This is a genomic window from Pseudomonas argentinensis, assembly GCF_001839655.2.
In the GTDB taxonomy this organism is placed as follows: Bacteria; Pseudomonadota; Gammaproteobacteria; order Pseudomonadales; family Pseudomonadaceae; genus Aquipseudomonas; species Aquipseudomonas argentinensis_B.
Genome location: NZ_CP056087.1, coordinates 3,993,307 through 4,017,391, shown reverse-complemented (window position 1 = coordinate 4,017,391; position 24,085 = coordinate 3,993,307). Strand labels below are relative to the sequence as shown.

Here is a 24,085-nt window from a genome sequence, read left to right as displayed (position 1 = left end):
CAGGGGGCCGACCGGCGCAGCGCGTCTGGCGGTATACTCCACGCCCCGTGCAGATAGACCTCGATAGGCCCTGACGACATGACGCAGATTGCCGAACGACTTCTTGTCCAGGCTCACCTCGATGCCAAGCAGCCAGAGACGCTGACGGCGGAGCAGGAAGCGTTCTACCGTGATGAAATTGGCAAAGAGCTGAAGCGCCAGAATGCCGTTCTGGTCGCCCATTATTACTGCGACCCGGTGCTTCAGGCGTTGGCCGAAGAGACCGGCGGCTGCGTGTCCGACTCCCTGGAAATGGCGCGTTTCGGCAACCAGCATGGAGCGCAGACCGTGCTGGTCGCCGGCGTCAAGTTCATGGGCGAGACGGCGAAGATCCTCAACCCGGAAAAACGCGTGCTGATGCCGACGCTGGAGGCCACCTGTTCGCTGGATCTGGGTTGCCCGGTCGACGAGTTCGCCGCCTTCTGCGACCAGCATCCGCAGCGCACCGTGGTTGTTTATGCAAACACCTCGGCTGCCGTGAAGGCCCGCGCCGACTGGGTGGTGACCTCCAGCTGCGCGGTGGAGATCGTCGAGCACCTGATGGACAACGGCGAAAGCATCATCTGGGCACCGGACCAGCACCTGGGCCGCTACATCCAGAACAGGACCGGCGCCGACATGCTGCTCTGGGACGGTGCCTGCATCGTTCACGAGGAATTCAAGGCCCGCCAGCTCGAGCAGATGAAGGCGCTGTACCCCGACGCCGCCGTGCTGGTGCACCCCGAGTCGCCAACCGCGGTGATCGAACTGGCCGACGCGGTCGGCTCGACCAGCCAGTTGATCGCCGCCGCCCAGCGCATGCCCAACAAGACCTTTATCGTCGCCACCGACCGCGGCATCTTCTACAAGATGCAGCAGCTGTGCCCGGACAAGGCGTTCGTCGCCGCACCGACCGCCGGCAACGGCGCGGCGTGCCGCAGTTGCGCCAACTGCCCGTGGATGGCCATGAACACCCTGCAACGCACCCTGCAGTGCCTGCGCGAGGGCAGCAACGAAGTGTTCGTGGATCCGGCCCTGATTCCGCGGGCCATCAAGCCGCTCAAGCGCATGCTGGACTTCACCCAGGCCGCCCGCCTGAAGCTGGCCGGCAACGCCTGATCATCAGCGGCACGGGCTATCGCTCGTGCCGCTCATTGCGGCGCCATCAGCCGCGCAGCATTTCCTCGGTCATGCGTTTTTCTTCGATCAACTCCTTCTGCCGCGCGTCGATGCGCGAGGCCATCTGGAAGTTGTTGGCCGCGCGACGCTTGGCGAAATCGAGCTGCTCGATGGCCTGGTTGAAGTCGCCGACCAGGGCGAAGTATTCGGCACGGGCCTGGTGCAAGCCAATGGTATTGCCGCTCAGCCCGCGCACTTCCGCCACCTGATACCAGACATCCGGATCCTTCATGCGCCGCTTGAGCAGGTCGTTGAGTGCCTGTTCGGCGGCGGGGATCTTGCGCTGCTTGAGCAGCAGGTCGATGCGCGCCTGGTTCACCGGGTAGTTGTTGGGGTACAGCTCGAGCAGGCGGGTGACGCGTTGCTCGGTGGCCGGCAGGCGATTGGCCGCCGAGTCCAGGCTGATCTGCGCCAGGTTGTAGGTGATGTCGTTGGGCGCCTTCTGTAGCAGCGGCGCGAGCACGTCGCGTGCCTCGTCGAACTGGCCGCCCTTGGTCAGGGCGATGGCCAGACCATAGCGCGCCGTGTCCATGTTCGGGTTTTCATCGAGCTGGGCACGGAAGCGCTTGGCGGCGATGCCGGGCGTTTCCTCGTAGGTCAGCTGCACGCGAGCGCGCATCAGCTGGTAACGCAGGCTATCTTCGGTGCCGCCGCCAGGAAACTGCTCGGCGCGGTTGCGGGTATCGGCGATCCGCGATTCGGACACCGGGTGGGTGAGCAGGAATTCCGGCGGCATACGGTCGTAGCGGTACTGGCGCATCAGGCGCTCGAACATGCTCGGCATCGAGCGCGGGTCGTAGCCGGCTTTCTCCAGGTTGACCAGGCCGATACGGTCGGCCTCCTGCTCGTTCTGCCGGGAGAAGCGCCGCTGTTCCTGAATGGCCGCCGCCTGGGTCGAGGCGATGGCGGCGATACCGGCATCGCCGGCACCGGCGGCAGCGGCGACGATACCGGCGAGCATGGCAGCCATCACCGGCAGCTGCATGCGTTGCTGGGCTTCCAGGCCGCGGGCGAAGTGGCGCTGCGACAGGTGCGCCAGTTCGTGGGCCAGCACCGAGGCGTATTCGCCTTCGGTCTGCGCATAGAGAAACAGGCCGCCATTGACGCCGATGATCCCGCCGGGTGCGGCGAAGGCGTTGATCTGCGGGCTGTTGAGCAGCACGAATTCGAGGCGCCGATCCTGCACCTGGCTGGTCTCGGCCAGGCGGTAGACGCTGCTTTCGACGAAGTCCTTGAGCTGCGGGTCCGACAGCTGGCTGACCTGGCCACGCACGATACTCAGCCAGGCACGGCCCAGCTGGTATTCCTGTTGCGGAGACACCAGTGCGGAGCTGGCGTCGCCGAGGGAGGGCAGGTCGCTGGCCATGGCCGGTTGGGCCAGCAGGCAGGCGAGCGTCAGCAGGGTGGGGCGCAGAACATTCATGCACAAGGCTCTTGTTTGATCAGTGCCGTACTGTAGCCGGGCGGGCACTTGCCTGACCAGCGCCGACGGGCCCTGGGTTATGCTGTCGGCCTGCAAACGGGAGGGTGGTATGAGTGATGTGTCGAGTTGGCAGGGCGAGCATCAGGCCGAGCTGGATGCCTGTGGGCTGAATTGCCCGCTGCCGCTGCTCAAGGCCAAGGTGGCGCTCAATGGTCTGGCCAGTGGCGAGGTGCTCAAGGTGTCGGCCACGGATGCCGGGTCGCAGCGCGACTTTCGTGCCTTTGCGCGCCTGGCCGGCCACGCGCTGCTGCGCGAGGAGAGCGAGGGCGGGGTGTTTCGCTACTGGCTGCGCAAGGCCTAGGGTCTGTTGAGGTTTCACGCACGGCCGCGCCGGAGCCCGTTTTGTCGCGAGGCAAGGGCCGCGCCCGCTCCCGGCGGGCTTGCGGCATCTCCCACATCCATGTGGGTCACACAGCCGCGAAGTTTGGTGGGCCAAATGAGCCATCGAGTAACGCCGCATCGCGACAAAACGGGCCCGGCCCTACGGGTGGGGCCGCCTAGGTTGTGCGAGAAATCTCGCCATGCGTCGTTGGAGGACTTGGCAAGGGAAAGCGCGGACGGCTAGTCCATTACCTGCGTCCTCGGCCTAGCGGATCGCCGCCCGGCCTGGCGAGATTTCTCGCGGCAACGCGGCTCGCGTTGAAACGTCAACAGACCCTGACGCCAAGCCATGAAAAATGCCGCTCGAGAGCGGCATTTTTCAACTGTATCAAGCTTTGTTCAGGGCCTGGGCGGCGGCCAGTACCGCGTCGACATGGCCGGGCACTTTCACCCCGCGCCATTCCTGGCGCAGCACGCCGTGCTTGTCGATCAGAAAGGTGCTGCGGTCGATGCCCAGGTATTCCTTGCCGTAGAGCTTCTTGAGCTTGATCACGTCGAACAGTGCGCAGACGCTTTCGTCCTTGTCCGAGATCAGCTCGAAGGGAAAGCCCTGCTTGGCTTTGAAGTTCTCGTGGGTCTTCAGGCTGTCGCGGGACACGCCGACGATCACCGTATTGGCGGCAGCGAAGGCCTCATGGGCATCGCGAAAACCCTGGCCCTGGGTGGTGCAGCCGGGCGTATTGTCCTTCGGGTAGAAATAGATCACCAGCTGCTTGCCCTTGCATGCCGCCAGGTTGAAATCACCGCCCGTCGCTGGGGCGCTGAAATCGGCAACGGGGGAATCGATGGCGATGGCCATGGGGCAGGGCTCCTTATGGATTCTGGGGGCGCCAGGGTTCGATCAGGGCATCCAGGTTCAGGGCGTCGGCGAAATCCAGGAACTGGTCGCGCAGCCAGCTGATCTGCGTGCCCGCTGGCAGGGTGACGGTCAGCGTGGCATTGAGCATGGTGCCGCCGGTCTGCGGCGCCTGATAGGTATCGCAGGTCAGGGCTTCGAGCTCGACACGGTGGTCGATGAAGAACTGGCACAGCTCGTTGAGGATGTCCGGGCGGTACACCGAGCTCACGTAGGCCACGTAAGGTAGCGCCTGGGGGCGCACTTCCTGGGCGGCGCTGCGGATCACGTTGGCGGTGAACTCGTGCTTCTTGGCCAGTGCCGGCAGGCCGGCTTCCAGCCGCGCCAGGGCATCCCAGTTGCCAGACACCTGCAGGACCAGGGCGCTGAGCTCGCCGTGGCGGCTCAGGCGCGTGCTGATGACCGCGCAGCGGTTTTCATGGCTGGCCCGGCACAGCACATTGGTCAGTTCCATGGCATTGCTGCCGAGCGCACTGATGACGAGGAATTGTTCGCGAACTGGGGGGGTGGACATGCAGCCTTCCTAAACGTTGGACGCCCGGCGCAATAGAGAGCGCCAAACAAACTCGCAGGGTAGCGAAAAGCGCCCGCCAGGGGAATGACCAGATACGCTCGACCGTGCTGTCGAACGCGCGTAATGGCGGTAACTACAGCCACCTGGTCGCTTGTGCAAGGCTGGTGGCGCCAGTACCATTACGGCTCTCTTTTTCGGCAGGAGCGGTTGCATGATTGCGGGCAGTATGGTGGCACTGGTCACGCCCATGGATGCGCAGGGTAATCTCGATTGGGAGGCCCTGAGCAAACTGGTGGACTTCCACCTGCAAGAGGGCACCCATGCCATCGTCGCGGTCGGCACTACCGGCGAGTCGGCGACGCTCGATGTCAACGAGCACATCGAAGTCATCCGCCGCGTGGTGGATCAGGTCGCCGGGCGCATTCCGGTCATCGCCGGCACCGGTGCCAACTCCACCCGCGAAGCGGTCGAGCTGACCCAGAATGCCAAGACCGCCGGCGCCGATGCCTGCCTGCTGGTCACCCCGTACTACAACCGGCCGACCCAGGAAGGCCTGTACCTGCACTTCCGCCATATCGCCGAAGCCGTGGCCATCCCGCAGATCCTCTACAACGTGCCGGGCCGTACCGCCTGCGACATGCTGCCGGAGACCGTCGAACGCCTTGCCAAGGTCGACAACATCATCGGCATCAAGGAAGCCACCGGCGACCTGCAGCGCGCCCGTGACATCCTCGACCGCGTCGGCTCGAACTTCCACCTGTACTCCGGGGACGACCCCACTGCGGTCGAACTGATCCTGCTCGGTGGCAAGGGCAATATCTCGGTGACCGCCAACGTGGCGCCGCGTGCCATGAGCGACATGTGCTCGGCCGCCATGCGCGGCGAAGCGGCCATCGCCCGGGCCATCAACGATCGCCTGATGCCCCTGCACAAGAACCTGTTCATCGAAGCCAACCCGATTCCGGTGAAGTGGGCCCTGAATGAAATGGGCATGATGGCCGACGGCATTCGCCTGCCGCTGACCTGGTTGAGCCCCCGTTGTCACGAACCGCTGCGTCAGGCCCTGCGCCAGTCCGGTGTATTGGTCTAATCGAGGAACTACGACGCATGAAGCGACTGGCCGGATTTTCCGCACTTGCCCTGATCATCACCAGCACCAGTGGCTGTGGCTGGATCTGGGGCGAAAATGGCTACTTCCGCGACCGCGGCAGTGACTACCTGGGCGCACGGCAGACCGCGCCGATGCAGCTGCCGGCCGACGTCGAGGCCAAGCGTCTCGACCCGCTGCTGCCGGTTCCCCAGCAGATTCGCGACAGCGATGCCAAGGACGAATACGAGGTGCCGCGCCCGCAGGCACTGGTGGTCAGCGACAACGTCAGCGAGTTCAGCCTGCAGAACAGCGGCGACTCCAGCTGGCTGGTCGCCCAGCGCGTGCCGGCCGAAGTCTGGCCAGGGGCTCGCCAGTTCTTCGAGGACGGCGGCTTCCGCATCGTCGACGAACGCCCGCAGACCGGTGAGTTCAGCACCGACTGGCAGCGTTTCGACGCCCTGTCGAGCAGCATGCAGAGCCGCCTGACGGGCCGCGTGGGTGGTCTGGACAGCAATACCGAAACCCGTGTGCACGTACGCCTCGAGCCTGGCGTGCAGCGCAACACCAGCGAAATCTTCGTGGTCACCGCGCAGCGTCCGGCCGGCAGTAGCGCCGATGTGCCGTTCACCGAACGCAGCGTCAACAAGACCCTCGACGCCGCACTGCTCGACGAGCTGCAGGCCAGCCTGACGCGTAGCGTGGAGCAGGGCGGTTCGGTGTCGCTGCTGGCCGGTCGCGATTTCGATGCACCGAACCGCGTAGCCCTGTCCCAGGACGGCAACGGTAACCCGATCCTCAACCTTAGCACCGATTTCGACCGCGCCTGGTCCGGTGTGGGCCGCTCGCTGCGCATGGCCGACCTGCGCGTCGACGACATCAACCGCACCCTGGGCGTCTATTACGTCAACCTGGCCGAAGGCCCGCAGCGCAACAACGAGAAGCCGGGCTTCTTCAAGCGGCTGTTCGGCGGCTCGGAGGACAAGGACGCCGTCGAGGCACGCGCCGAGCGCTACCAGGTGCGCCTGACCGCCGTGGGCGACACCGTGCAGGTGACCGTCGAGAAGGACATCAACACCGTGGCGCCGGCCGACGTGGCCCGCCGGGTGCTGGACATGATCCAGGAGAACCTCGGCTAGGGATTCCTGGCACGTGGTTGGCGATAGGCGAAACCCCTGGGTTTCGCCTTTTGTTTTCACAGGCAGGGCGTTTTTCTGCCGACCCTTACAGCCGTGACGCGTCCGCTTTGACGCCGTGCGGCGCGACTTTCCCGCGACGAGGCGCTAGCTCGACATGACCACACCTTCCCTGAGCCTGAAAAAGATCTATTCGGGCAAAGTCCGCGACCTCTACGAGATCGACGACAAGCGCATGCTGATGGTCGCCACCGATCGCCTGTCGGCCTTTGACGTGATCCTCGAGCAGCCGATTCCGGACAAGGGCAAGATCCTCACCGCCATCTCCAACTTCTGGTTCGACAAGCTGGCCCACGTGGTGCCCAACCACTTCACCGGTGATCACGTCGAAGACGTGGTGCCGGCCGCCGAACTACCGCTGGTCGAAGGCCGCGCCGTGGTCGCCAAACGTCTCAAACCGGTCGCCGTGGAAGCCATCGTGCGTGGTTACATCGTCGGCTCCGGCTGGAAGGAATACCAGAAGAGCGGCACCGTATGCGGTATCCAGCTGCCGGCCGGCCTCAAGGAGGCGGCCAAGCTGCCCGAGCCGATCTTCACGCCGTCGACCAAGGCCGCCGTGGGCGACCATGACGAGAACATCAGCTTCGCCCAGTGCGAGGCGATCATCGGCGCCGAGCTGGCCGCCCAGGTGCGCGACACCTCCATCGCCCTGTACAAGGCAGCGGTGGAGTACGCAGCCACCCGCGGCATCATCATCGCCGACACCAAGTTCGAATTCGGCCTCGACGAAGACGGCACCCTGACCCTGATGGACGAGGTGCTGACCCCCGACTCCAGCCGCTTCTGGCCGGCCGACAGCTACGCCGAGGGCACCAATCCGCCGAGCTTCGACAAGCAGTTCGTGCGCAACTGGCTGGAATCCACCGGCTGGAACAAGGAGCCGCCAGCTCCCGCCGTGCCGGCCGACGTCGCCCAGAAGACCGCCGATAAATACCGCGAAGCGCTGACTCGCCTGACTGCTTGATCGGCCGAGTTACGCCCAGCGCCGCCGTCACCGCAAGGTAACGGCGGCGTTTTCGTTGTTCTCGCCTGTTTTGTTCGTCAGGGTTGTGGGTAGCGCCGTCGTCAGGGGGCGAAATCCGTCGGCGACCTGTATCGCGCATGGCCCTGGCGACGGGCTCACCCTGACCAAGCTCGACCGCCTGGCGCGCAGCACGCGGGAGCTGCTGGAAATCGCCGAGCGCATTCATATCAGCGGCGCGGGCCTGCGCAGCCTGTCCGAACCCCCGGCGGACACCACCACCGAGAATGGCCTGGCCGTGCTGGCGGTATTCGCCGGTATCGTCGAGTTCGAGCGCTCGCTGATCCTCGAACGAACCAGGGACGGCCGCGAGGCGGCCAAGGCCCGTGGCGTGAAGTTCGGCGCCAAGCCCACGCTGACCCGCGAGCAGATCGACCAGGCGAAACGGTTGATCAACCAGGATGGGTACTCGGTCGAGCAGGCCGCCAAGGTGCTCAAGGTGCACCGCTCCACGCTCTATCGGGCGCTGCGACGGATGGAGAAATAGCGCCTGTAACCGATGCGCCGCGGTCATCAGCCGTGCCGGCAGCATTTTTTTCCGGAGCAGGTGGGTGGGCTACGGTAACCGGCCACAAGCGGGCAGTCATCCCAGCCAATACGTCGGCCCCTTTTCATCAGGCTGCGCTTTTCATCGAACACTGGCTACAGTTGTCGGGCGGTTCACTCCAATAATAAAAGGACTTGCCATGAAACCCTTGCTCACGCCCTTGGCGGCTGCCTGTCTGCTGGCCAGCGCCACCTCGCTTGGTGCCGCGCCGTACAGCGCGCTCTACATATTTGGTGACAGCCTCAGCGATGCCGGGTGGTTTGCCGATGCCGATGGTCCGGCCGGTGCGACCACTCGCTTCACCAACCGCACCGGCCCGACCTACGGGGATGGCAGCGGGGAAGTGTTCGGTGAGGTATCGCCCATGTTGCTGGGCAATGCACTCGGGCTGTCGGGCCCCGGCCTGGGGTCGGCCAATACCGTGGTCGGTGGCAACAACTGGGCAGTTGGCGGCTATCGAACCGATCAGATCCTCGATGCCATCACCGGGCCCGGCGGCTATCTGCAGTCCACGGGTGGCCGAGCCGATCCCGATGCCTTGTACTACCTGACGGGCGGCGGCAACGACTTCCTGCAGTTTCAGGTCGTCGATGGGCCCAGCGCTCAGGCTGCAGCGGGGCGCTTGGTCGATAGCGCCGAGGCGCTGCACCAGGCGGGGGCGCGTTACATCATGGTGTGGGTACTGCCGGACCTTGGGTTGACGCCGAACTTTTTCGGCAGCCCCCTGCAGGGCCAGCTCAGTGCGCTTGGGGCAGCCTTCAACGCCGAGCTGGTGAGCCAATTGGCCGCGCTGGATGCCAATGTGGTTCCGTTGAATATCCCGCTCTACCTCTCCGAGGTAGTCAGTGACCCTGGGCGCTACGGCCTGGTTGCCGATCGCGCCACGGTGATCGGTACCTGCTTCTCGGGGTGCAGCAACCCCAACCCGATCTTCGGGCTCAATGGCAGCGCACCGGACCCGACGAAACTGCTGTTCAACGATGGTGTACACCCGACGATTGCCGGCCAGCGCCTGATCGCCGACTACGCCTACTCGCTGCTGGCGGCGCCTGGGGAGGTCACCCTGTTGCCGGAAATGGCCCTGGGCACGCTGCGTGGCCATCAGGATCAGCTGCGCGCCCAATGGCTGGCGGACTGGGAGGCCTGGCAGGCGGTCGGTCAGTGGCGCACCTTCGTCAATGGCGGCGGCCAACGGCTGGAATATGACCGTCAGGGCGGCAATGCCGATGGCAATGGCTACAGCCTCAACTTCGGCGCCAGCTATCGTCTCGACGACGCCTGGCGCCTCGGTCTGGCCGCCGGGCTGCATGAACAGAATCTCGAGGCCGGCGCGGCGGACTCCGATTACCACCTGCGCAGTTACATCGCTACCGCGTTCGCTCAGTATCAGCACGATCGCTGGTGGGGCGATCTGTCGGCCAGTGCCGGTCACCTCGACTATGACGACCTGGAACGCAAGTTCGCCGCTGGCCCGGCCACCAACTCGGAGAAGGGCGACACCGACGGCAAGCTCTGGGCCGTCAGCGGCCGCTTCGGTTATGACATCGCCCAGCCGGGCAATCAATGGCACCTGAGTCCCTTCGTCAGCGCCGACTACGTGCATATCGATGTGGACGGTTACCGCGAGAAAGGCCAGCGCTCCACGGCACTGGGCTTCGCCGACCAGACGCGCAAATCCCGGCGGCTGGGGGCTGGTCTGCAAGGGCTGTACGACCTGAGCCCACGCACCCGGGTGTTCGGCGAGCTGGCAATCGAGCGCGAATACGAGGATGAACCCGCCGAGCTGCGCATGTCGCTGAACAGCCTGCCAGCAGTCGGCTTCGAGCTGCCCGGTCATCGCCCGGACGAGCGCAGCCTGCGCGGCCACCTCGGGGTCAGTCACCGCCTCGGCGAGGGCCTGTCACTGCGCGGCAGCTACAGTTACCGACACGCCGACGACGAGCTTCAGTATGGCTTGAATCTGTCCGTGTCGCTGGATATCTGACCCGGCAGGGGCGATTTTGCCACCCCCTAGGACTCGGCGGGTGAGCGGTAGACCTTATCCGCATGGCGCAGGGTGGTATCGTTACAGCCCGAGCACAGAGCGAGCAGGCGGATGAGAATATTGATAGTGGGCGGCGGTATCGCCGGCCTTGCCATGGCCAGGGCTCTGGAGCTGCAGGGCGTCAGCGCCGAGCTGATCGAACACCGGGCCGATGTTGCACAAGGGGGAACCGGCCTCTACCTGCCGGGCAATGCCGCCCGAGCCTTGCAGGCCCTGGGACTGCTCGACTCGATTGCAGCGCTCGCCATGCCGATTGCTACCCAGCGCATCCTGGATAGCCGAGGCAGGCCCCTGAGCGTGACGCGCACCGAGGATGTCTGGTCGTCCTGCGGGCCGTGCATGGCGCTGCCTCGCGCCGCGCTGCACCGCGCATTGCGCGATTCGCTGGGTAACACCGGACTTCGCTTCGGCACCTCGATTACCGCTATCGAGCCCCTTGGCGCCACCAGCCTGGCGACATTCTCCGATGGCACTGTAGGCGAGTACGACCTGGTCATCGGCGCGGACGGCGTCAACTCCCAGGTGCGCCAGAACCTGTTCCCTGCTGTCAGGCCGTCTTACACCGGCAATCTGTGCTGGCGTTTTATTACCAAGGACATCGTCGGGGTCGAGGGTTGGACCGTCATGCTGGCGGACGGCATGAGTTTGCTGGCCATCCCGATCGGTAATGACGAGGTTTACGTCTACGCGGACATGGCAGTGGGCGAGTCCCAGTTACTGGGCAAGCTGCCCGACCTTCCACACGAGGCGCTGCTCGCCGCTTTCGCAGCCCCCCTGGCGCCGCTTGTCGCCCAGCAACCCGATCACACCCAGGTTCACGTCAGCCCAATCGAGCAGGTCGTCATGCAAGAGTGGGTGAAGGGCAACAGGGTGCTGATCGGCGATGCGGCGCACGCTTCGTCCCCGAGCATGGCGGAGGGGGCCGGGATGGCGATGGAAGATGCGCTGGTCCTGGCTGCAGCCCTTGCCAGCGCTTCGAGCATCAGCGAGGCGCTGGCCGAATACACGCGCCAACGCAAGCCCCGCGTCGACTGGGTGCAACGGCAATGCGTCGCGCGGGACAAGATGCGCCGGCTACCTGGTTGGGGCCGTGCCATGCTGTTGAAGCTGGCGGGCAACCGGCTGTACAAACGCAGCTATACGCCCCTGACTAGACCCTTGTAAGCCGCCGCTTGCCAAGGCGCCGCGCTAACGGCCTGTCTATCCGGGCCATGTGGCCTGTGCAATGCGCATGAGGTTGTCACCGAAGATGGCGCGGATATCGGAAGGCGCATAACCGAGATTCTGCAGGCGCTCGGCTACCCCGTCGAGATCTTCTGGCTGCAACTGCCGATGGCCGTTCATCTGCCCGTAGTATGCCTGGGGCCACCAGTCCTCCTCGAGCGCATCCTCCGGCAGATCCTGGTGGTCGGGATGCAGTTCGGTGTCCAGGCCCAGGCCAATGTGAGCTGTCCCGACGCGCTCGGCCAGGTAGTCGATCTGCCGGACGAAGGCGTCTACCGATGCCTCGGGGTCGCCCATGAAAATGCCCAGGCCGGTAAGGCCGATAACGCCTCCCTGGGCGGCGCATGCATCGATCTGCTCATCGTCGATGGTGCGCGGATGATCGAAAATTGCCTTGACGTTGCTGTGGGAGAAGATGGCCGGTCGGCTGGATAGCTCCAGGGTTTCGAGGCTCGAGCGTTTGCTGGCATGGGCGCAGTCGATGACGATGCCCGAGGCATTGGCCGCGCGTACGACATCACGGCCAACTGGCGTCAGGCCGGTACCTGCTCCGTGGCAGCCACCGGCGCAACCGTTGTCGCGATTGTAGGCGAGCAGGAGCTGGCGCACGCCCAGTGCTCCATACAGCTCGACCATGGCAGGGTCCTGGAGCAGCATGTTCGAGCCTTCCAGATCGAACGAGATGGCCAGCTTTCCTGCCTCCCGGGCCTCGTTCAGGTCGGCGATGGTGCCGGCCAGTACGAACGCCTCGTGATGCTGGCTCAACCAGTTTCGAAACCCGGCGATTACCTGCATCACGGTGGAAAAGGGGGTCATGTCCATGCCGACATTGACCGACACGTGGTGGAAGCCGGCATCCCGGTAACGGGCCAGGCCGTACATGTCCTGCCCGGCAACCAGGGGCAGGCAGGCGTGGGCTTCCCATCGAAACGCAGTAGTGTCGTTCATCTTGAGTAGTACCTCGGCTCTCGACCGTCACCTACCTCCCGACCGATCACCCATGGCCGAGGGTAGAGCGTGGGTGGTGCATTGAGGGCAGGCATCAGCCACGCATGGCGAACAGCGATTCGATGGTGGTCGTGGAACCGCCGCAAACGATCACGAGCACGTTGTCCAGTTCGCCGAGGGACACCTTGTTTCCATACAGCAGCGCCAGGGAGGCCCCACAGGCTGGCTCGACCAGGGTGCGGTGGTCATCCAGGTAGGCCAGGCAGGCATCTACCGCCTCTCGGTCGGTCACCTGCACGGGAATTACCGGGCGTTCCCTGGCCACCTCGTACGCTCGGCGGCACACCTGGCGAGCGGCGAGGGAGGTCGCCACCCCGGAAACCGACGGGATCTCCACCACCTGGCCGGCGTCGATCGAGGCATTGAGCGAGGCCGTTCCCTGCGTCTCGACGGCATAAACCGGTACGCTGCCCAGGCCATTGCGGCGCAGGCCCTCGTCGACACCAGCCAACAGGCCGCCACCGCCGACCGACAGCACCACGGCATCCGGGCGCACGCCATCGGCCAGCACCTCGTCGATCATCGAGGCATGGCCCTCCCACAGCAGTGGATCGTCGAAGGGGTGAATGAAGGCGTCCGCTGCCGTCTGCAAGGAACGCGCAAGCTCGTTGGCCTCGAACCAGGACTTGCCGTGCACTATCACTTCAGCGCCCTCCAGAGCCAGCAGGTTCCGTGCCCGCGCCGTGGTGGTCTCGGGAACCACCACGATGACCGGTACACCCAGGCGCCGCCCGGCATAGGCAACGGCGAGGCCGGCATTGCCACCCGAGGAGGAAATGAAACGCTGGGCGCCCTGGGCATGGTGCTGCTCACAGGCGAAGCCGACACCACGGATCTTGAAGGAGCCGCCTGGTTGCATGGCCTCCATCTTCATCCATACCCTGGCACCGACGCGGTGGCTCAGGGGCAGTGATTGCAGAAGAGGGGTCTTGATGCTCAGCGACATGCGTTCAACTCCGCGCAAATGGATTGATTCGGTTGGCGAGGCATTCCAGGGCTGGATCCTCGCGCTACGCCCTGGGCAGCACGAGTACGCCTCACAATGAGATGCCGGAAAGAATACCTTTTCGGCTGCCCGATGAGTAAAACGGAGCAAACAGGGGCATAAAGCCCGATGGGGCCCAAGTCACCTGACCCACAGTCGCGCGGTCAGATTCGCTTCGGGGGTTGATGGGTTTCGGAGTTTTCCGCAAAAACTCCAGAGCTTTCCGCAAGAAGCCGTCATCGTTCTGCCTCTAAATTCCGCCATCCACTTCTGCAAGCCCGAGATCGCCAGATCCTCGTACCTGGGCTAGACCCAAAGCAGGGGTACCCCATACATAATCCCTACAAGAGGATGGGCGTGATGTTCAAAGCCAGCCAGGTCTTGCAGCCGGAGTTTCTCGCGCAGGTTTCCGCTGCCAGAGCCGCCGATTTTTTCCCCGCCATCAGTGCCAACTACAACGTCGACGAGAGCGCTTATCTCGAGGAACTGCTGCAGCTGGCCGACCCTGGCGCTGCCGGTATCGACAGCATTCGTCAGCAGGCGCGTAGCCTGATCCAGGACGTGCGCGGCCGCGATAATGCGGTCGACACCCTCGACGCGTTGCTGCGCCAGTACAGCCTGGACACCCAGGAAGGCCTGATGCTGATGTGCCTGGCCGAGGCGCTGTTGCGTGTGCCGGATGCCAGCACCGCCGATGCGCTGATTCGCGACAAGCTCAGCGCCGCCGAGTGGGAGCGGCACCTGGGCAAGAGCGACAACCTGCTGGTCAACTTCGCGGCCTGGGGCCTGGTGATGACCGGCAAGGTGGTCGACCCGCAAGCCGCTGACGGTCGCCCGAAGAAGGTGCTCGGCCGGCTGATCCAGCGTTCCGGCGAGCCGGTGATTCGTGCGGCGATGAACCAGGCCATGAAGCTGATGGGCAAGCAGTTCGTGCTCGGTCGCACCATCAGCGAAGCGCTGAAGAACGGCCGCCCGGAGCGCGAGAAGGGCTACACCTATTCCTTCGACATGCTCGGCGAGGCGGCGCTGACCGCCGAAGACGCCGAGAAGTACATGGCCGACTACCGCAAGGCCATCGACACCGTCGGCGCCGAGCCGCAGGTCGGCCCGGGCCCGAAGCCGTCGATCTCGATCAAGCTCTCCGCGCTGCACCCGCGTTATGAAGTGGCCCAGCGCGAGCGGGTGCTGAGCGAGCTGTTCGCCAACGTGCGCGAACTGGCCATCCGTGCCCGCAAGCTCGATGTCGGCATCTCGGTGGACGCCGAAGAGGCGGATCGCCTGGAGCTGTCTCTGGAGCTCTACGAAAAACTGCTGCGTGATCCGGCCATTGCTGGCTGGGGCGAGTTCGGGCTGGTCATCCAGGCGTACTCCAAGCGTTGCCTGCCGGTGCTGGTGTGGCTGACCCTGCTGGGCAAGGAGCTGGGCGAGAAGATGCCGCTGCGCCTGGTCAAGGGCGCCTACTGGGACAGCGAGATCAAGCAGTGCCAGGTGTGGGGCCTCGACGGCTACCCGGTGTTCACCCGCAAGGAAGGTACCGATACCTCCTATCTGGCCTGTGCGCGCTACCTGCTCAGTGACTTCACTCGCGGGGTGATCTACCCGCAGTTCGCCAGCCACAACGCCCACACCGTCAGTTGCATCCTGGCCATGGCGGCCGAGCAGGCGTCGCCGCGCGACTTCGAGTTCCAGCGCCTGCACGGCATGGGCGATGCGCTGTACGACACGGTGCTGGAGAAACACCGCAAGACCGTGCGCATCTACGCCCCGGTCGGCGCCCACAAGGACCTGCTGCCGTACCTGGTGCGCCGCCTGCTGGAGAACGGCGCCAACTCCTCGTTCGTGCACCAGCTGGTCGACCCGAGCGTGCCGGTCGAGTCGCTGATCGATCACCCGGTCACCCAGCTGCGCAAGTTCGCCAGCCTCGCCAATAACAAAATCCCGCTGCCGCCTGCGCTGTACGGGGCCACACGGAAAAACTCCCAAGGCATCAACATGAACATCCAGAAATCGCTGACCGAACTCGAAAACGCCTACCGTCCGCAGCTGGATCGCCAGTGGCAGGCCGCACCGGTGATCAACGGCCAGACCCTGAGCGGCACCGCCCAGGAGGTTCGCTGCCCCTTTGATCTGAACAAGCTGGTCGGCACCGCCCAGTTCGCCACCGCCGCCCAGGCCGCCCAGGCCCTGGATGGCCTGAGCGCTGCCTGGCCGCGCTGGAACGCCACCACCATCGATGCCCGGGCCAGCGTGCTCGAGCGCCTCGCCGACCTGCTGGAAAAACACCGCGCCGAGCTGATGGCGCTGTGCACCGTGGAAGCCGGCAAGTCGATGCAGGACGGCATCGACGAAGTGCGCGAGGCGGTCGATTTCTGCCGTTACTACGCCCAGCAGGCACGCCTGAAACTGGGCCGTGAAGAACTCAAGGGCCCGACCGGCGAGCGCAATGAGCTGTTCCATGAAGGCCGCGGCATCTTCGTCTGCGTCAGCCCGTGGAACTTCCCGCTGGCCATCTACCTCGGCCAGATCACCGCCGCCCTGGTGGCCGGCAACGTGGTGCTGGCCAAGCCGGCCGAGCAGACCAGCCTGATTGCCGCCCGCGCCCTGGAACTGATGTTCGAAGCCGGCCTGCCAAAGGACGTGATCGCCTTCCTGCCGGGCGACGGCGCCACCCTGGGCGGCGTGTTCTGCCGTGACCCGCGGGTGGCTGGCGTGTGCTTCACCGGCTCCACCGACACCGCGCGGATCATCAACCGTCAGTTGGCCGAGAAGGACGGCATGATCGCCACCCTGATCGCCGAGACCGGCGGCCAGAACGCGATGATCGTCGACTCCACCGCATTGCCCGAGCAGGTGGTCAAAGATGCCGTCGGTTCGGCCTTCACCAGCGCCGGCCAGCGTTGCTCGGCCCTGCGCGTGCTGTACGTGCAGCGCGATATCGCCGACCGGGTGATCGACCTGCTCAAGGGCGCCATGGCCGAACTGAAGATCGGCCCGACCCACCTGCGCGAGAACGATATCGGTCCGGTGATCGATGGCGAAGCCCGTGACGGCCTGCTGGCGCATATCAAGCAGCTCAAGGGCGAAGGCAAGCTGATTGCCGAGGCGACGGTGGCGGGCGACCTGAACGGTCACTTCGTGGCGCCGGTGGCTTTCGAGATCGGCGGCATTCACGAACTGCAGAAAGAGCAGTTCGGCCCGGTGCTGCACGTGGTGCGCTATGACGCCGCCGATCTGGAGAAGGTGGTGGCGGCCATCAACGCCACTGGCTACGGATTGACCCTTGGCATTCACAGCCGAAACGAGGAAACTGCCGCCCGCATCGAAGCCCTGGCGCGTGTCGGTAACCTGTACGTGAACCGCAACCAGATCGGTGCGGTGGTCGGCGTACAGCCGTTCGGCGGTTGTGGCCTGTCCGGCACCGGGCCGAAAGCCGGTGGCCCGAGCTACCTGTTGCGCTTCGTCAACGAGCGCACCACCTCGGTGAACACCACGGCGGTGGGCGGCAACGCCTCACTGTTGTCGCTGGGCGACGAGTAATCACAAGCGGGCGGGAATCATCAGGTTTCCGCCCGTTTTGCTATTGGAAGCCTCGAAAAACAACTGAGTTTTTAGAGGCGTCCTATTGGGGCTAATGCCCCGAATCGGTAACACCGCCAGAAGAGTGGTGTACCTGGAGCGCGACCTTGGTCGTGATGTGCCAACTGGATCGGAAATCCCGGTTCGAATAAAAACAAACGAGAGGGGCTTTCCCCAATGACTGCAAGTACTCCCATGCTGGTCACCTTCGTGGTCTACATCCTGGCCATGGTGCTGATCGGTTTCATTGCCTATCGTGCGACCAAGAACTTCTCCGACTACATCCTCGGTGGCCGCAGCCTCGGCAGCTTTGTCACCGCGCTGTCCGCCGGTGCCTCGGACATGAGTGGCTGGCTGCTGATGGGCCTGCCGGGCGCCATCTTCATCGCCGGCATCTCGGAAAGCTGGATCGCCATCGGTCTGATCCTCGGCGCCTGGCTGAACTGGCTGTTCGTCGCCGGCCGGCTGCGGGTGCATACCGAGCACAACAACAACGCGCTGACCCTGCCGGACTTCTTCACCCACCGCTTCGAAGACCACAGCAAGCTGCTGCGCATCTTCTCGGCGCTGGTGATCCTGGTGTTCTTCACCATCTACTGCGCCTCGGGCGTGGTGGCCGGCGCCCGACTGTTCGAATCCACCTTCGGCCTGAGCTACGACGTGGCCCTGTGGGTCGGCGCCGCCGCAACCATCGCCTATGTGTTCATTGGCGGCTTCCTGGCGGTGAGCTGGACCGATACCGTGCAGGCCACCCTGATGATCTTCGCGCTGCTGATCACCCCGGTGTTCGTGATACTGGCGCTGGGCGACTTCGATGCCGCCATGGCCACCATCGAGCAGGCCAACCCGGCCAACTTCGACATGTTCCGCGGCCTGTCCTTCGTTGCCATCATCTCGCTGCTGGCCTGGGGCCTGGGCTATTTCGGCCAGCCGCACATTCTGGTGCGCTTCATGGCGGCCGATTCGGTCAAGTCGATCCCGGCGGCGCGCCGCATCGGCATGACCTGGATGATCCTCAGCCTCGGCGGCGCCGTAGCGGTCGGTTTCTTCGGCATCGCCTATTTCGCCAACAACCCGACCCTGGCCGGCCCGGTGGGCGATAACAGCGAGCGCGTATTCATCGAGCTGACCAAGATCCTCTTCAACCCGTGGATCGCCGGCCTGATCCTGTCCGCCATCCTGGCGGCGGTGATGAGCACCCTGAGCTGCCAGCTGCTGGTGTCCTCCAGCGCCCTGACCGAAGACTTCTACAAGGCTTTCCTGCGCAAGAACGCCAGCCAGACCGAACTGGTGTGGGTCGGCCGCGCCATGGTGCTGCTGATCGCTCTGGTCGCCATCGGCATCGCCTCCAACCCGGAAAGCAAGGTGCTGGGCCTGGTGTCCTACGCCTGGGCCGGTTTCGGTGCCGCCTTCGGGCCGGTGGTGATCCTCTCCCTGGTGTGGAAGGGCATGACTCGCAACGGCGCCCTGGCCGGCATGGTGGTCGGTGCGGCCACCGTGGTGCTGTGGAAGAACTTCATCGGTCTGGGTCTGTACGAGATCATTCCAGGCTTTATCCTCGCCACCCTGGCCATCGTGGTGTTCAGCAAGATCGGTCGCCCGGCCTCGCCGGCGATGGTCAAACGCTTCGACGAAGCCGAGAAGGAATACCAGGACGCGCATCTCTGATCGCACCTGCGTAGCCTGTTGAGAAAAGGCCCGGACAGTGTCCGGGCCTTTTCTTTGGTGGCTGCTGGTAAGCTTGTTGCCCAGCCATCAGGAGCCCGCCATGACCCCCTCCAAAGACCCGCTGCACGGCATCACCTTGCAGGCCATCCTGACCGAACTGGTCGACCAGCTGGGCTGGGACGGCCTGGCCCAGCGTATCGATATCCGCTGCTTCAAGAGCGACCCGAGCCTCAAGTCGAGCCTGACCTTTCTGCGCAAGACGCCCTGGGCGCGGGAGAAGGTCGAGGCGTTGTATCTGAGACAGAAGCGCTAGCGATTGTTGGTGGTAGTTAGAGAGATGCGCATAAGGCAGAAGCGGGCGTGCGCGTAACTCGTAGGAGGGGCCGGGCGGCGATCCGCTTTAGCCGCGAGCTCTTTACGTTCCATACGCGATGCGTGAGCTGTGGTTTGCCAGCGTTGTTGCGTTGTTCATACGTTCGGTTCCGCTCTGTCGAGCGGGTTTCTTTTGGCATCGCCCCAAAAGAAACCAAAAGGTCTAGCCCCGACATCCGGCCCCGGCTTCGCCGGGGTTCCCTCGCTACATCGTTGCTCCGAGGGCCCGCCGCGAAGGGCCATCCTTGGCCCATCGCGGCTCTCGCGACATCCATGTCGCTCAACCCTCTCCGCAACGATTCCGCTTGGCCTCCTGAAGGGGCGATTGCTGTCGCCTGCTAATTTTTCGGCATGAGGAGCACCGAAAAGCCAAAGCGGTCGACCGGCTGCTCATGCCATAGTGGCCAGCCTATATCGCAGCCGCCTTTAGCGCACCAATTGCGCCGTCTGCTGCTGCGGTGGCGGCGCACATTGCGTGCGCGCACCGTTCTGCAGGTAGGGCGCCAGAATCGGCTGCATGCCCTTGAGCACCTGCACCGGCAGCGCCGAGGTGAAGCGGAAGTTTTCCGCCGCGCGCCCCGGCACGAAGGCGGTAAGGGTGCCGAAATGGTCGGGGCCGAGAAAGAACACGAAGGTGGCGGTGCGGTTCTGCACCCGCGAGCTGATCACCTGGCCGCCGCGACCCACGCTGGTCATGCGGTTGTCGCCGGTGCCGGTCTTGCCGCCCAGGGTCAACGGGCTGCCATCGGCCAGGCTGAAGGCGCCCTGCAGGCGCCGCGCGGTGCCGCCATCCACCACCTGTGACAGGGCTTCGCGCAGCGCCGCGGCGACTTCCGGGGCCATCACCCGTTTGCCGGCTTCGAGTACGTGGCCCAGGCGCGTGTCGTAAGGCGTGCCTGCAGCGAAGTGCAGGCTGTCGATACGCACCGTGGGCAGGCGGATGCCGTCGTTCTGGATGATCCCGATCAGCTCGGCCAGGGCTGCGGGGCGATCCCCCGAGCTGCCCAGGGCGGTGGCCAGGGACGGCACCAGGTACTCGAAGGGGTAACCCAGGTTCTGCCAGCGCTGATGGATGTCCAGAAAGGCCTCGACCTCCAGCATGATGCGAATGCGGCTGTCGCGGGCGCTCTTGTGGCGGCTCTTGAACAGCCAGCCGTAGACCTCCTGGCGCTGCTCGGCGCTGGCGCTCACGGCGTCGTTGAAGGAGGCCTGCGGGTGGTCGATCAGGTATTTCAACAGCCACAGCTCCAGCGGGTGCACGCGGGCGATATAGCCCTGATCCGGCAGGCTGAAGGCGCCCGGGCCGTAACGCCTGTAGAGCTCGTCGGTGCGCTTGTCGCTGATCCGTGCGCCCGGCAGGTGAGCTTTGAGGAAATTGCCGAAGGTCGCCTGGTCGACCCCCGGCATCAGATAGCGATGTACCGCGGCCAGGCGCGTGTCGGTCAGGCGCAGGCCGCCGATAAAGGTGTCCAGGCGCTCCTGGGCGGACTGGCCCTGGTACTTGCGCCAGAAGCGCAACATGAAGGTGGTGCCTTCACGGTCGGCGAAGCGGCTCAGGTACTCCTGGCGCCGCGGGTCCTTGTCGTCCTTGAGCAGGGCGGCGCTGTTACCCGGCGCCTGGTAGGTGCTGTAGCGCACCAGGTCGCGCATCAGGCGCACGAAGGGCAGGTTGATCGATTCGCGTAGCGACTCGCGCAGGGTCGGGCGCCGGCCATTGTCCTCATTGCGGAAGTTGCCGAAGGTATGCAGGCCGCCGCCGGTGAAGAAGCGTTCCGCGGGGCTGGCCGAGTAGCGGCGCTCCAGTGCAGCATCGAGCATGCGGGTGAGGTCGGCAGCCGGGTTGCTCAGCAGGTAGTCGATGGCCCAACGGCTGAGCAGGTCCTGATCGGCCACGCCCTGGCCCCGCAGCTGCGTCGGGCTCATGCCGGCGAGCCGGCCATGCAGTTCGGCGATCACTTCCAGGTAGGTGGCCATCACCCGCAGCTTGGCGGTGGAGCCCAGCTCCAGCTTGCTGCTCTCGTTGATATCGAAGGGCTGGTGGGTGTTGTCGGTCTGCACGCGCACCTGATTACCGTTGGGCGTGCGCTCGAACAGGGTGAAGCTGTAGCGCACGTCAGCGGTCTTGCTGGGCGACAGCAAGCGGTCGCCGAACAGGCCAACGCCCTCGGCGAAGGCCGGGTCGGCGAGTTGTTCGAGGTACAGGCTGACCTGTTGCTGCAGGTCCGAATTCAGGCTCGAGCGCGCTTCCAGATCGAGCCTGTCGAGTTCGTAGTAGGACAGGTTGAGCAGCCCGGCCAGCCGCGCCCGCGCCATGCTGATGCCCTTGTCGCCGTCGATGCGCTGCAGGTTGGGATCGGTCTGCCAGTCGCGATAGGCTACCTGCTGGGCCAGGGCCACGTCGCGCAGCCGCTTGTCCAGCACGCCACCCTCGGCCAGCAGGCGCAGGTGGCTGTCGACCAGGGCGGCCAGTTCCGCCCGGCCCTGGGCGAGGTAGTACGACGGCCGGCGCTGGGCGATCATCAGCGACAGCACCTGGCGCAACGCCAGGCCACGTTCGGCCAGGTTGGCATCGCCGGCCTGCTCGGCGCTGAGCAGGCGGTTGGTGGTGAGGAAATCCACGCCGAACCAGATGCGCAGGCCGTCGGCCAGGCCGTGCACCTCGCCATGGCCGGGGGCGGCCGAAAGCGGCACGCTGTTGAGGTAGTCGCGCACGATGTTCTGCCGGGCTTCGAGGGTCTGGGGTCCGCCCTGATAGGCACGCACGCTGGCGGAGATCATCTGCCGCAGTTTTTCGGCCGGCGCATGGGTGATGCCGTCCGGCGAGTGACGGTATTTCTCCAGCTGGGTGGCCAGGGTGCTGCCGCCAGCGGACTGGTCCTGCATGCCGACGTACTTGCCCACCTGGGACAGCGCCGCCTTGACGAAACGCGGCCAGTCCACCGCCGGGTTGGCTTCGGCCGGCTCGGCGGCGAGCAACTGGCGATCCTCGATGAACAGCAGGCTGCCGACCACCAGCGGCGGAATCGTGGCGAAGTCGCTGTAGCGCTGGCGTGGGTTGCGCACGGTGTAGAAGGGCGTGCCGCGGCAATCCTCGATGTTCACGCCGGTCTGCGCCTTTTCGGCAAAGGGCGGGAAGAAGCCCCGTTCGGCGTAGTCGCTCAGCGCGGGGGAGAAACGGGCCTGCTGCAGCACTTCGAAGCCGCGGCCCTGCAGGCGTTCGATAAAGGTCGGCAGGCGGCTGTAGCCCTGGCGTTGATCGAAGGGGCCGTTACCGGGATAAACGATGGCGTCGCTGGGGCCGTCCTGCACCTCGTAGGTGAGCTGAGCCGCGTAGCGGCTCAGCTCGGCCGACTGGAAATGGGCGGTGCGCAGTTCGAAGACCGCAAGCCCGGTGACGCCCATGAGCCCGAGCAGCAGCATCGAGCCCACCACCCAGCGCACGCGATGCTTGCCGGGCCGAGATTGGCGCGGCACCGCGGTCGCGACCTGGGGTTCGCGGACAGGCGGTGCGGGGTCGGATCGCCATAGTGCGCCCATCGTCAACTGGCCCTGGCTTGTCCTTTCCATGCAGCGTAGCCGCTGCGTGGCGCGCTGTCCGACCGTTCGGTCAAAAAAAGCCAGTCTTTACATAAACCTAGGCTTGAGTCGTTGGCCTGAACCTGAGCTACAGGGGCAGGTCAGGATGCAATCACTAGGGTCTGTTGCCGTTTCAACGCGAGCCGCGTTGCCGCGGGAAATCTCGCCAGGCTAGACGGAGGACGCAGGGAATGGACTAGCCGTCCGCGTTTTCCCTTGCCAAGTCCTCCAACGACGCCTGGCGAGATTTCCCGCGCAACCCAAAGGGCCAGGCCCGTTTTGCCGCGATGCAGCGTTTCTCGCCGGCTCATTTAGCCAGCTAAACTTCGCGGCTCGTGCCTTGCTTTGCGGCAAAACGGGCTCCGGCGCGGCCGTGCGTGAAACGGCAACAGACCCTAGGAGGAAGCATGATGCGCACACTCGAGTTGGCCGGCACTCAGGTACCGGTGATAGGCCAGGGCACCTGGCGCATGGGCGAAAACCGCGATCAGCGCAAAGACGAAGTCGCTGCGCTGCGTGAAGGGATCGAGCGCGGCTTGCGGCTGATCGATACCGCCGAAATGTACGGCGAAGGCGGCGCCGAAACGGTCGTCGGCGAGGCGATCAGCGGCAAGCGTGATCAGGTGTTTCTGGTCAGCAAGGTCTACCCGCACAACGCCAGCCGCAGTGGCGTGGTGGCGGCTTGTGAGCGCAGCTTGCAACGCCTGGGCACCGAATACCTCGACCTCTATCTGCTGCACTGGCGTGGCCAGCACCCGCTGGACGAAACGGTCGAAGCCTTCGAGCGCCTGCGCGAGCAGGGCAAGATCGGCCGCTGGGGCGTATCCAACTTCGACCTGGATGACCTGCAGGAACTCGGCGAACCGGCCTGCGCCACCAACCAGGTGCTCTACAACCCCGAGGAGCGCGGCGTGGAGTTCGACCTGTTGCCCTGGCAGCAGCGCCAGAACATGCCCCTGATGGCCTATTGTCCGCTGGGGCAGGGTGGTGCGCTGCTGGCGGACGCGGCACTGCGACAGGTGGCCCAGCGGCATGGCGTGAGCACCGCCCAGGTCGCTCTGGCCTGGGCGCTGCGCCAGCCCAACGTGCTGGTGATTCCCAAGGCCAGCGACCCCAGGCACCTGGCCGAAAACGCCGCGTCCGCTGAACTGCAACTCAGCGCCGCCGATCTGCAGGCGATCGACAGCGCCTACCCGGCGCCGACGCGCAAGCAGCGGTTGCAGATGGTATAGGAGCAGCCACAAGCTTCAAGCCAGAGCATGGGTATCCGCCCTGAACCGCCTTTGACTTGCCGCTTGCAGCTTATGGCTTAAGTCTGCCGCCTCACTCTCTGCGCAGAGCGGGCGGGAG

General features: G+C 65.0%; 18 protein-coding genes. 12 read left to right on the top strand and 6 right to left on the bottom strand.

What is annotated here, in order from left to right; genetic code table 11:
• The first annotated feature begins 78 nt into the window (after positions 1-78).
• A complete protein-coding gene (gene nadA / locus SA190iCDA_RS18045) occupies positions 79-1,137 on the top strand; it encodes a quinolinate synthase NadA (RefSeq protein WP_070885431.1) in 1,059 nt (352 codons plus the stop codon).
• A gap of 46 nt (positions 1,138-1,183) precedes the next feature.
• On the opposite strand, the gene SA190iCDA_RS18040 is transcribed toward nadA, so the two are convergent.
• A complete protein-coding gene (locus SA190iCDA_RS18040) occupies positions 1,184-2,620 on the bottom strand; it encodes a M48 family metalloprotease (RefSeq protein ID WP_070885430.1) in 1,437 nt (478 codons plus the stop codon).
• A gap of 109 nt (positions 2,621-2,729) precedes the next feature.
• Between SA190iCDA_RS18040 and SA190iCDA_RS18035 the strand changes: the two genes are divergently transcribed.
• A complete protein-coding gene (locus SA190iCDA_RS18035) occupies positions 2,730-2,981 on the top strand; it encodes a sulfurtransferase TusA family protein (RefSeq protein ID WP_070885429.1) in 252 nt (83 codons plus the stop codon).
• A gap of 408 nt (positions 2,982-3,389) precedes the next feature.
• On the opposite strand, the gene SA190iCDA_RS18030 is transcribed toward SA190iCDA_RS18035, so the two are convergent.
• Both SA190iCDA_RS18030 and SA190iCDA_RS18025 read right to left on the bottom strand, forming a co-directional pair.
• Positions 3,390-3,860, bottom strand: coding sequence for a peroxiredoxin (locus SA190iCDA_RS18030; protein WP_070885428.1), 471 nt, complete (start codon positions 3,858-3,860; stop codon positions 3,390-3,392).
• Between the two features lie 13 nt (positions 3,861-3,873).
• The gene (locus SA190iCDA_RS18025) at positions 3,874-4,431 is read right to left on the bottom strand and encodes a glycine cleavage system protein R (protein WP_070885427.1); all 558 of its coding nucleotides are present in this window, start codon (positions 4,429-4,431) and stop codon (positions 3,874-3,876) included.
• A gap of 211 nt (positions 4,432-4,642) precedes the next feature.
• On the opposite strand from SA190iCDA_RS18025, the gene dapA reads away from it, so the two are divergent.
• From dapA to SA190iCDA_RS17995, 6 genes are all read left to right on the top strand, one after another.
• Positions 4,643-5,521, top strand: coding sequence for a 4-hydroxy-tetrahydrodipicolinate synthase (gene dapA, locus SA190iCDA_RS18020; RefSeq protein WP_070885426.1), 879 nt, complete (start codon positions 4,643-4,645; stop codon positions 5,519-5,521).
• 17 nt (positions 5,522-5,538) lie between these two features.
• Positions 5,539-6,657 carry an outer membrane protein assembly factor BamC gene (gene bamC / locus SA190iCDA_RS18015; protein WP_070885425.1) on the top strand — a complete coding sequence of 373 codons (1,119 nt, stop codon included), beginning with the start codon at positions 5,539-5,541 and terminating at the stop codon, positions 6,655-6,657.
• A 154-nt stretch (positions 6,658-6,811) separates the two neighbouring features.
• Positions 6,812-7,678: a phosphoribosylaminoimidazolesuccinocarboxamide synthase gene (locus tag SA190iCDA_RS18010; RefSeq protein WP_070885424.1), complete on the top strand. Its 867-nt coding sequence runs from the start codon at positions 6,812-6,814 to the stop codon at positions 7,676-7,678.
• An 85-nt stretch (positions 7,679-7,763) separates the two neighbouring features.
• Positions 7,764-8,222 carry a recombinase family protein gene (locus SA190iCDA_RS18005; RefSeq protein ID WP_236100900.1) on the top strand — a complete coding sequence of 153 codons (459 nt, stop codon included), beginning with the start codon at positions 7,764-7,766 and terminating at the stop codon, positions 8,220-8,222.
• Between the two features lie 199 nt (positions 8,223-8,421).
• Entirely contained in the window at positions 8,422-10,266 is a 1,845-nt protein-coding gene (locus SA190iCDA_RS18000; protein ID WP_070885423.1) for an autotransporter domain-containing SGNH/GDSL hydrolase family protein, read from the top strand.
• 111 nt (positions 10,267-10,377) lie between these two features.
• On the top strand, positions 10,378-11,490 hold the full coding sequence (locus SA190iCDA_RS17995; protein ID WP_070885422.1) for an FAD-dependent monooxygenase: 1,113 nt from the start codon (positions 10,378-10,380) through the stop codon (positions 11,488-11,490).
• A gap of 36 nt (positions 11,491-11,526) precedes the next feature.
• On the opposite strand, the gene SA190iCDA_RS17990 is transcribed toward SA190iCDA_RS17995, so the two are convergent.
• Both SA190iCDA_RS17990 and SA190iCDA_RS17985 read right to left on the bottom strand, forming a co-directional pair.
• On the bottom strand, positions 11,527-12,498 hold the full coding sequence (locus SA190iCDA_RS17990) for a membrane dipeptidase (RefSeq protein WP_070885421.1): 972 nt from the start codon (positions 12,496-12,498) through the stop codon (positions 11,527-11,529).
• A gap of 94 nt (positions 12,499-12,592) precedes the next feature.
• The gene (locus tag SA190iCDA_RS17985) at positions 12,593-13,504 is read right to left on the bottom strand and encodes a pyridoxal-phosphate dependent enzyme (RefSeq protein ID WP_070885420.1); all 912 of its coding nucleotides are present in this window, start codon (positions 13,502-13,504) and stop codon (positions 12,593-12,595) included.
• Positions 13,505-13,903: 399 nt separating this feature from the next.
• On the opposite strand from SA190iCDA_RS17985, the gene putA reads away from it, so the two are divergent.
• The 3 genes from putA to SA190iCDA_RS17970 all read left to right on the top strand — a co-directional run bounded on the left by putA (position 13,904) and on the right by SA190iCDA_RS17970 (position 19,100).
• On the top strand, positions 13,904-17,080 hold the full coding sequence (gene putA, locus SA190iCDA_RS17980) for a bifunctional proline dehydrogenase/L-glutamate gamma-semialdehyde dehydrogenase PutA (RefSeq protein WP_070885419.1): 3,177 nt from the start codon (positions 13,904-13,906) through the stop codon (positions 17,078-17,080).
• Positions 17,081-17,296: 216 nt separating this feature from the next.
• Positions 17,297-18,787: a sodium/proline symporter PutP gene (gene putP, locus SA190iCDA_RS17975; RefSeq protein ID WP_070885418.1), complete on the top strand. Its 1,491-nt coding sequence runs from the start codon at positions 17,297-17,299 to the stop codon at positions 18,785-18,787.
• A gap of 100 nt (positions 18,788-18,887) precedes the next feature.
• Positions 18,888-19,100 carry a VF530 family DNA-binding protein gene (locus SA190iCDA_RS17970; protein WP_070885417.1) on the top strand — a complete coding sequence of 71 codons (213 nt, stop codon included), beginning with the start codon at positions 18,888-18,890 and terminating at the stop codon, positions 19,098-19,100.
• A gap of 485 nt (positions 19,101-19,585) precedes the next feature.
• Here SA190iCDA_RS17970 and SA190iCDA_RS17965 read toward each other — a convergent pair whose 3' ends face one another.
• On the bottom strand, positions 19,586-22,696 hold the full coding sequence (locus tag SA190iCDA_RS17965; RefSeq protein WP_070885416.1) for a transglycosylase domain-containing protein: 3,111 nt from the start codon (positions 22,694-22,696) through the stop codon (positions 19,586-19,588).
• A gap of 449 nt (positions 22,697-23,145) precedes the next feature.
• On the opposite strand from SA190iCDA_RS17965, the gene SA190iCDA_RS17960 reads away from it, so the two are divergent.
• Positions 23,146-23,967 (top strand): aldo/keto reductase, encoded by an 822-nt coding sequence (locus SA190iCDA_RS17960; protein ID WP_070885758.1) that lies wholly within the window; start codon positions 23,146-23,148, stop codon positions 23,965-23,967.
• The last annotated feature ends 118 nt before the right edge of the window (positions 23,968-24,085 follow it).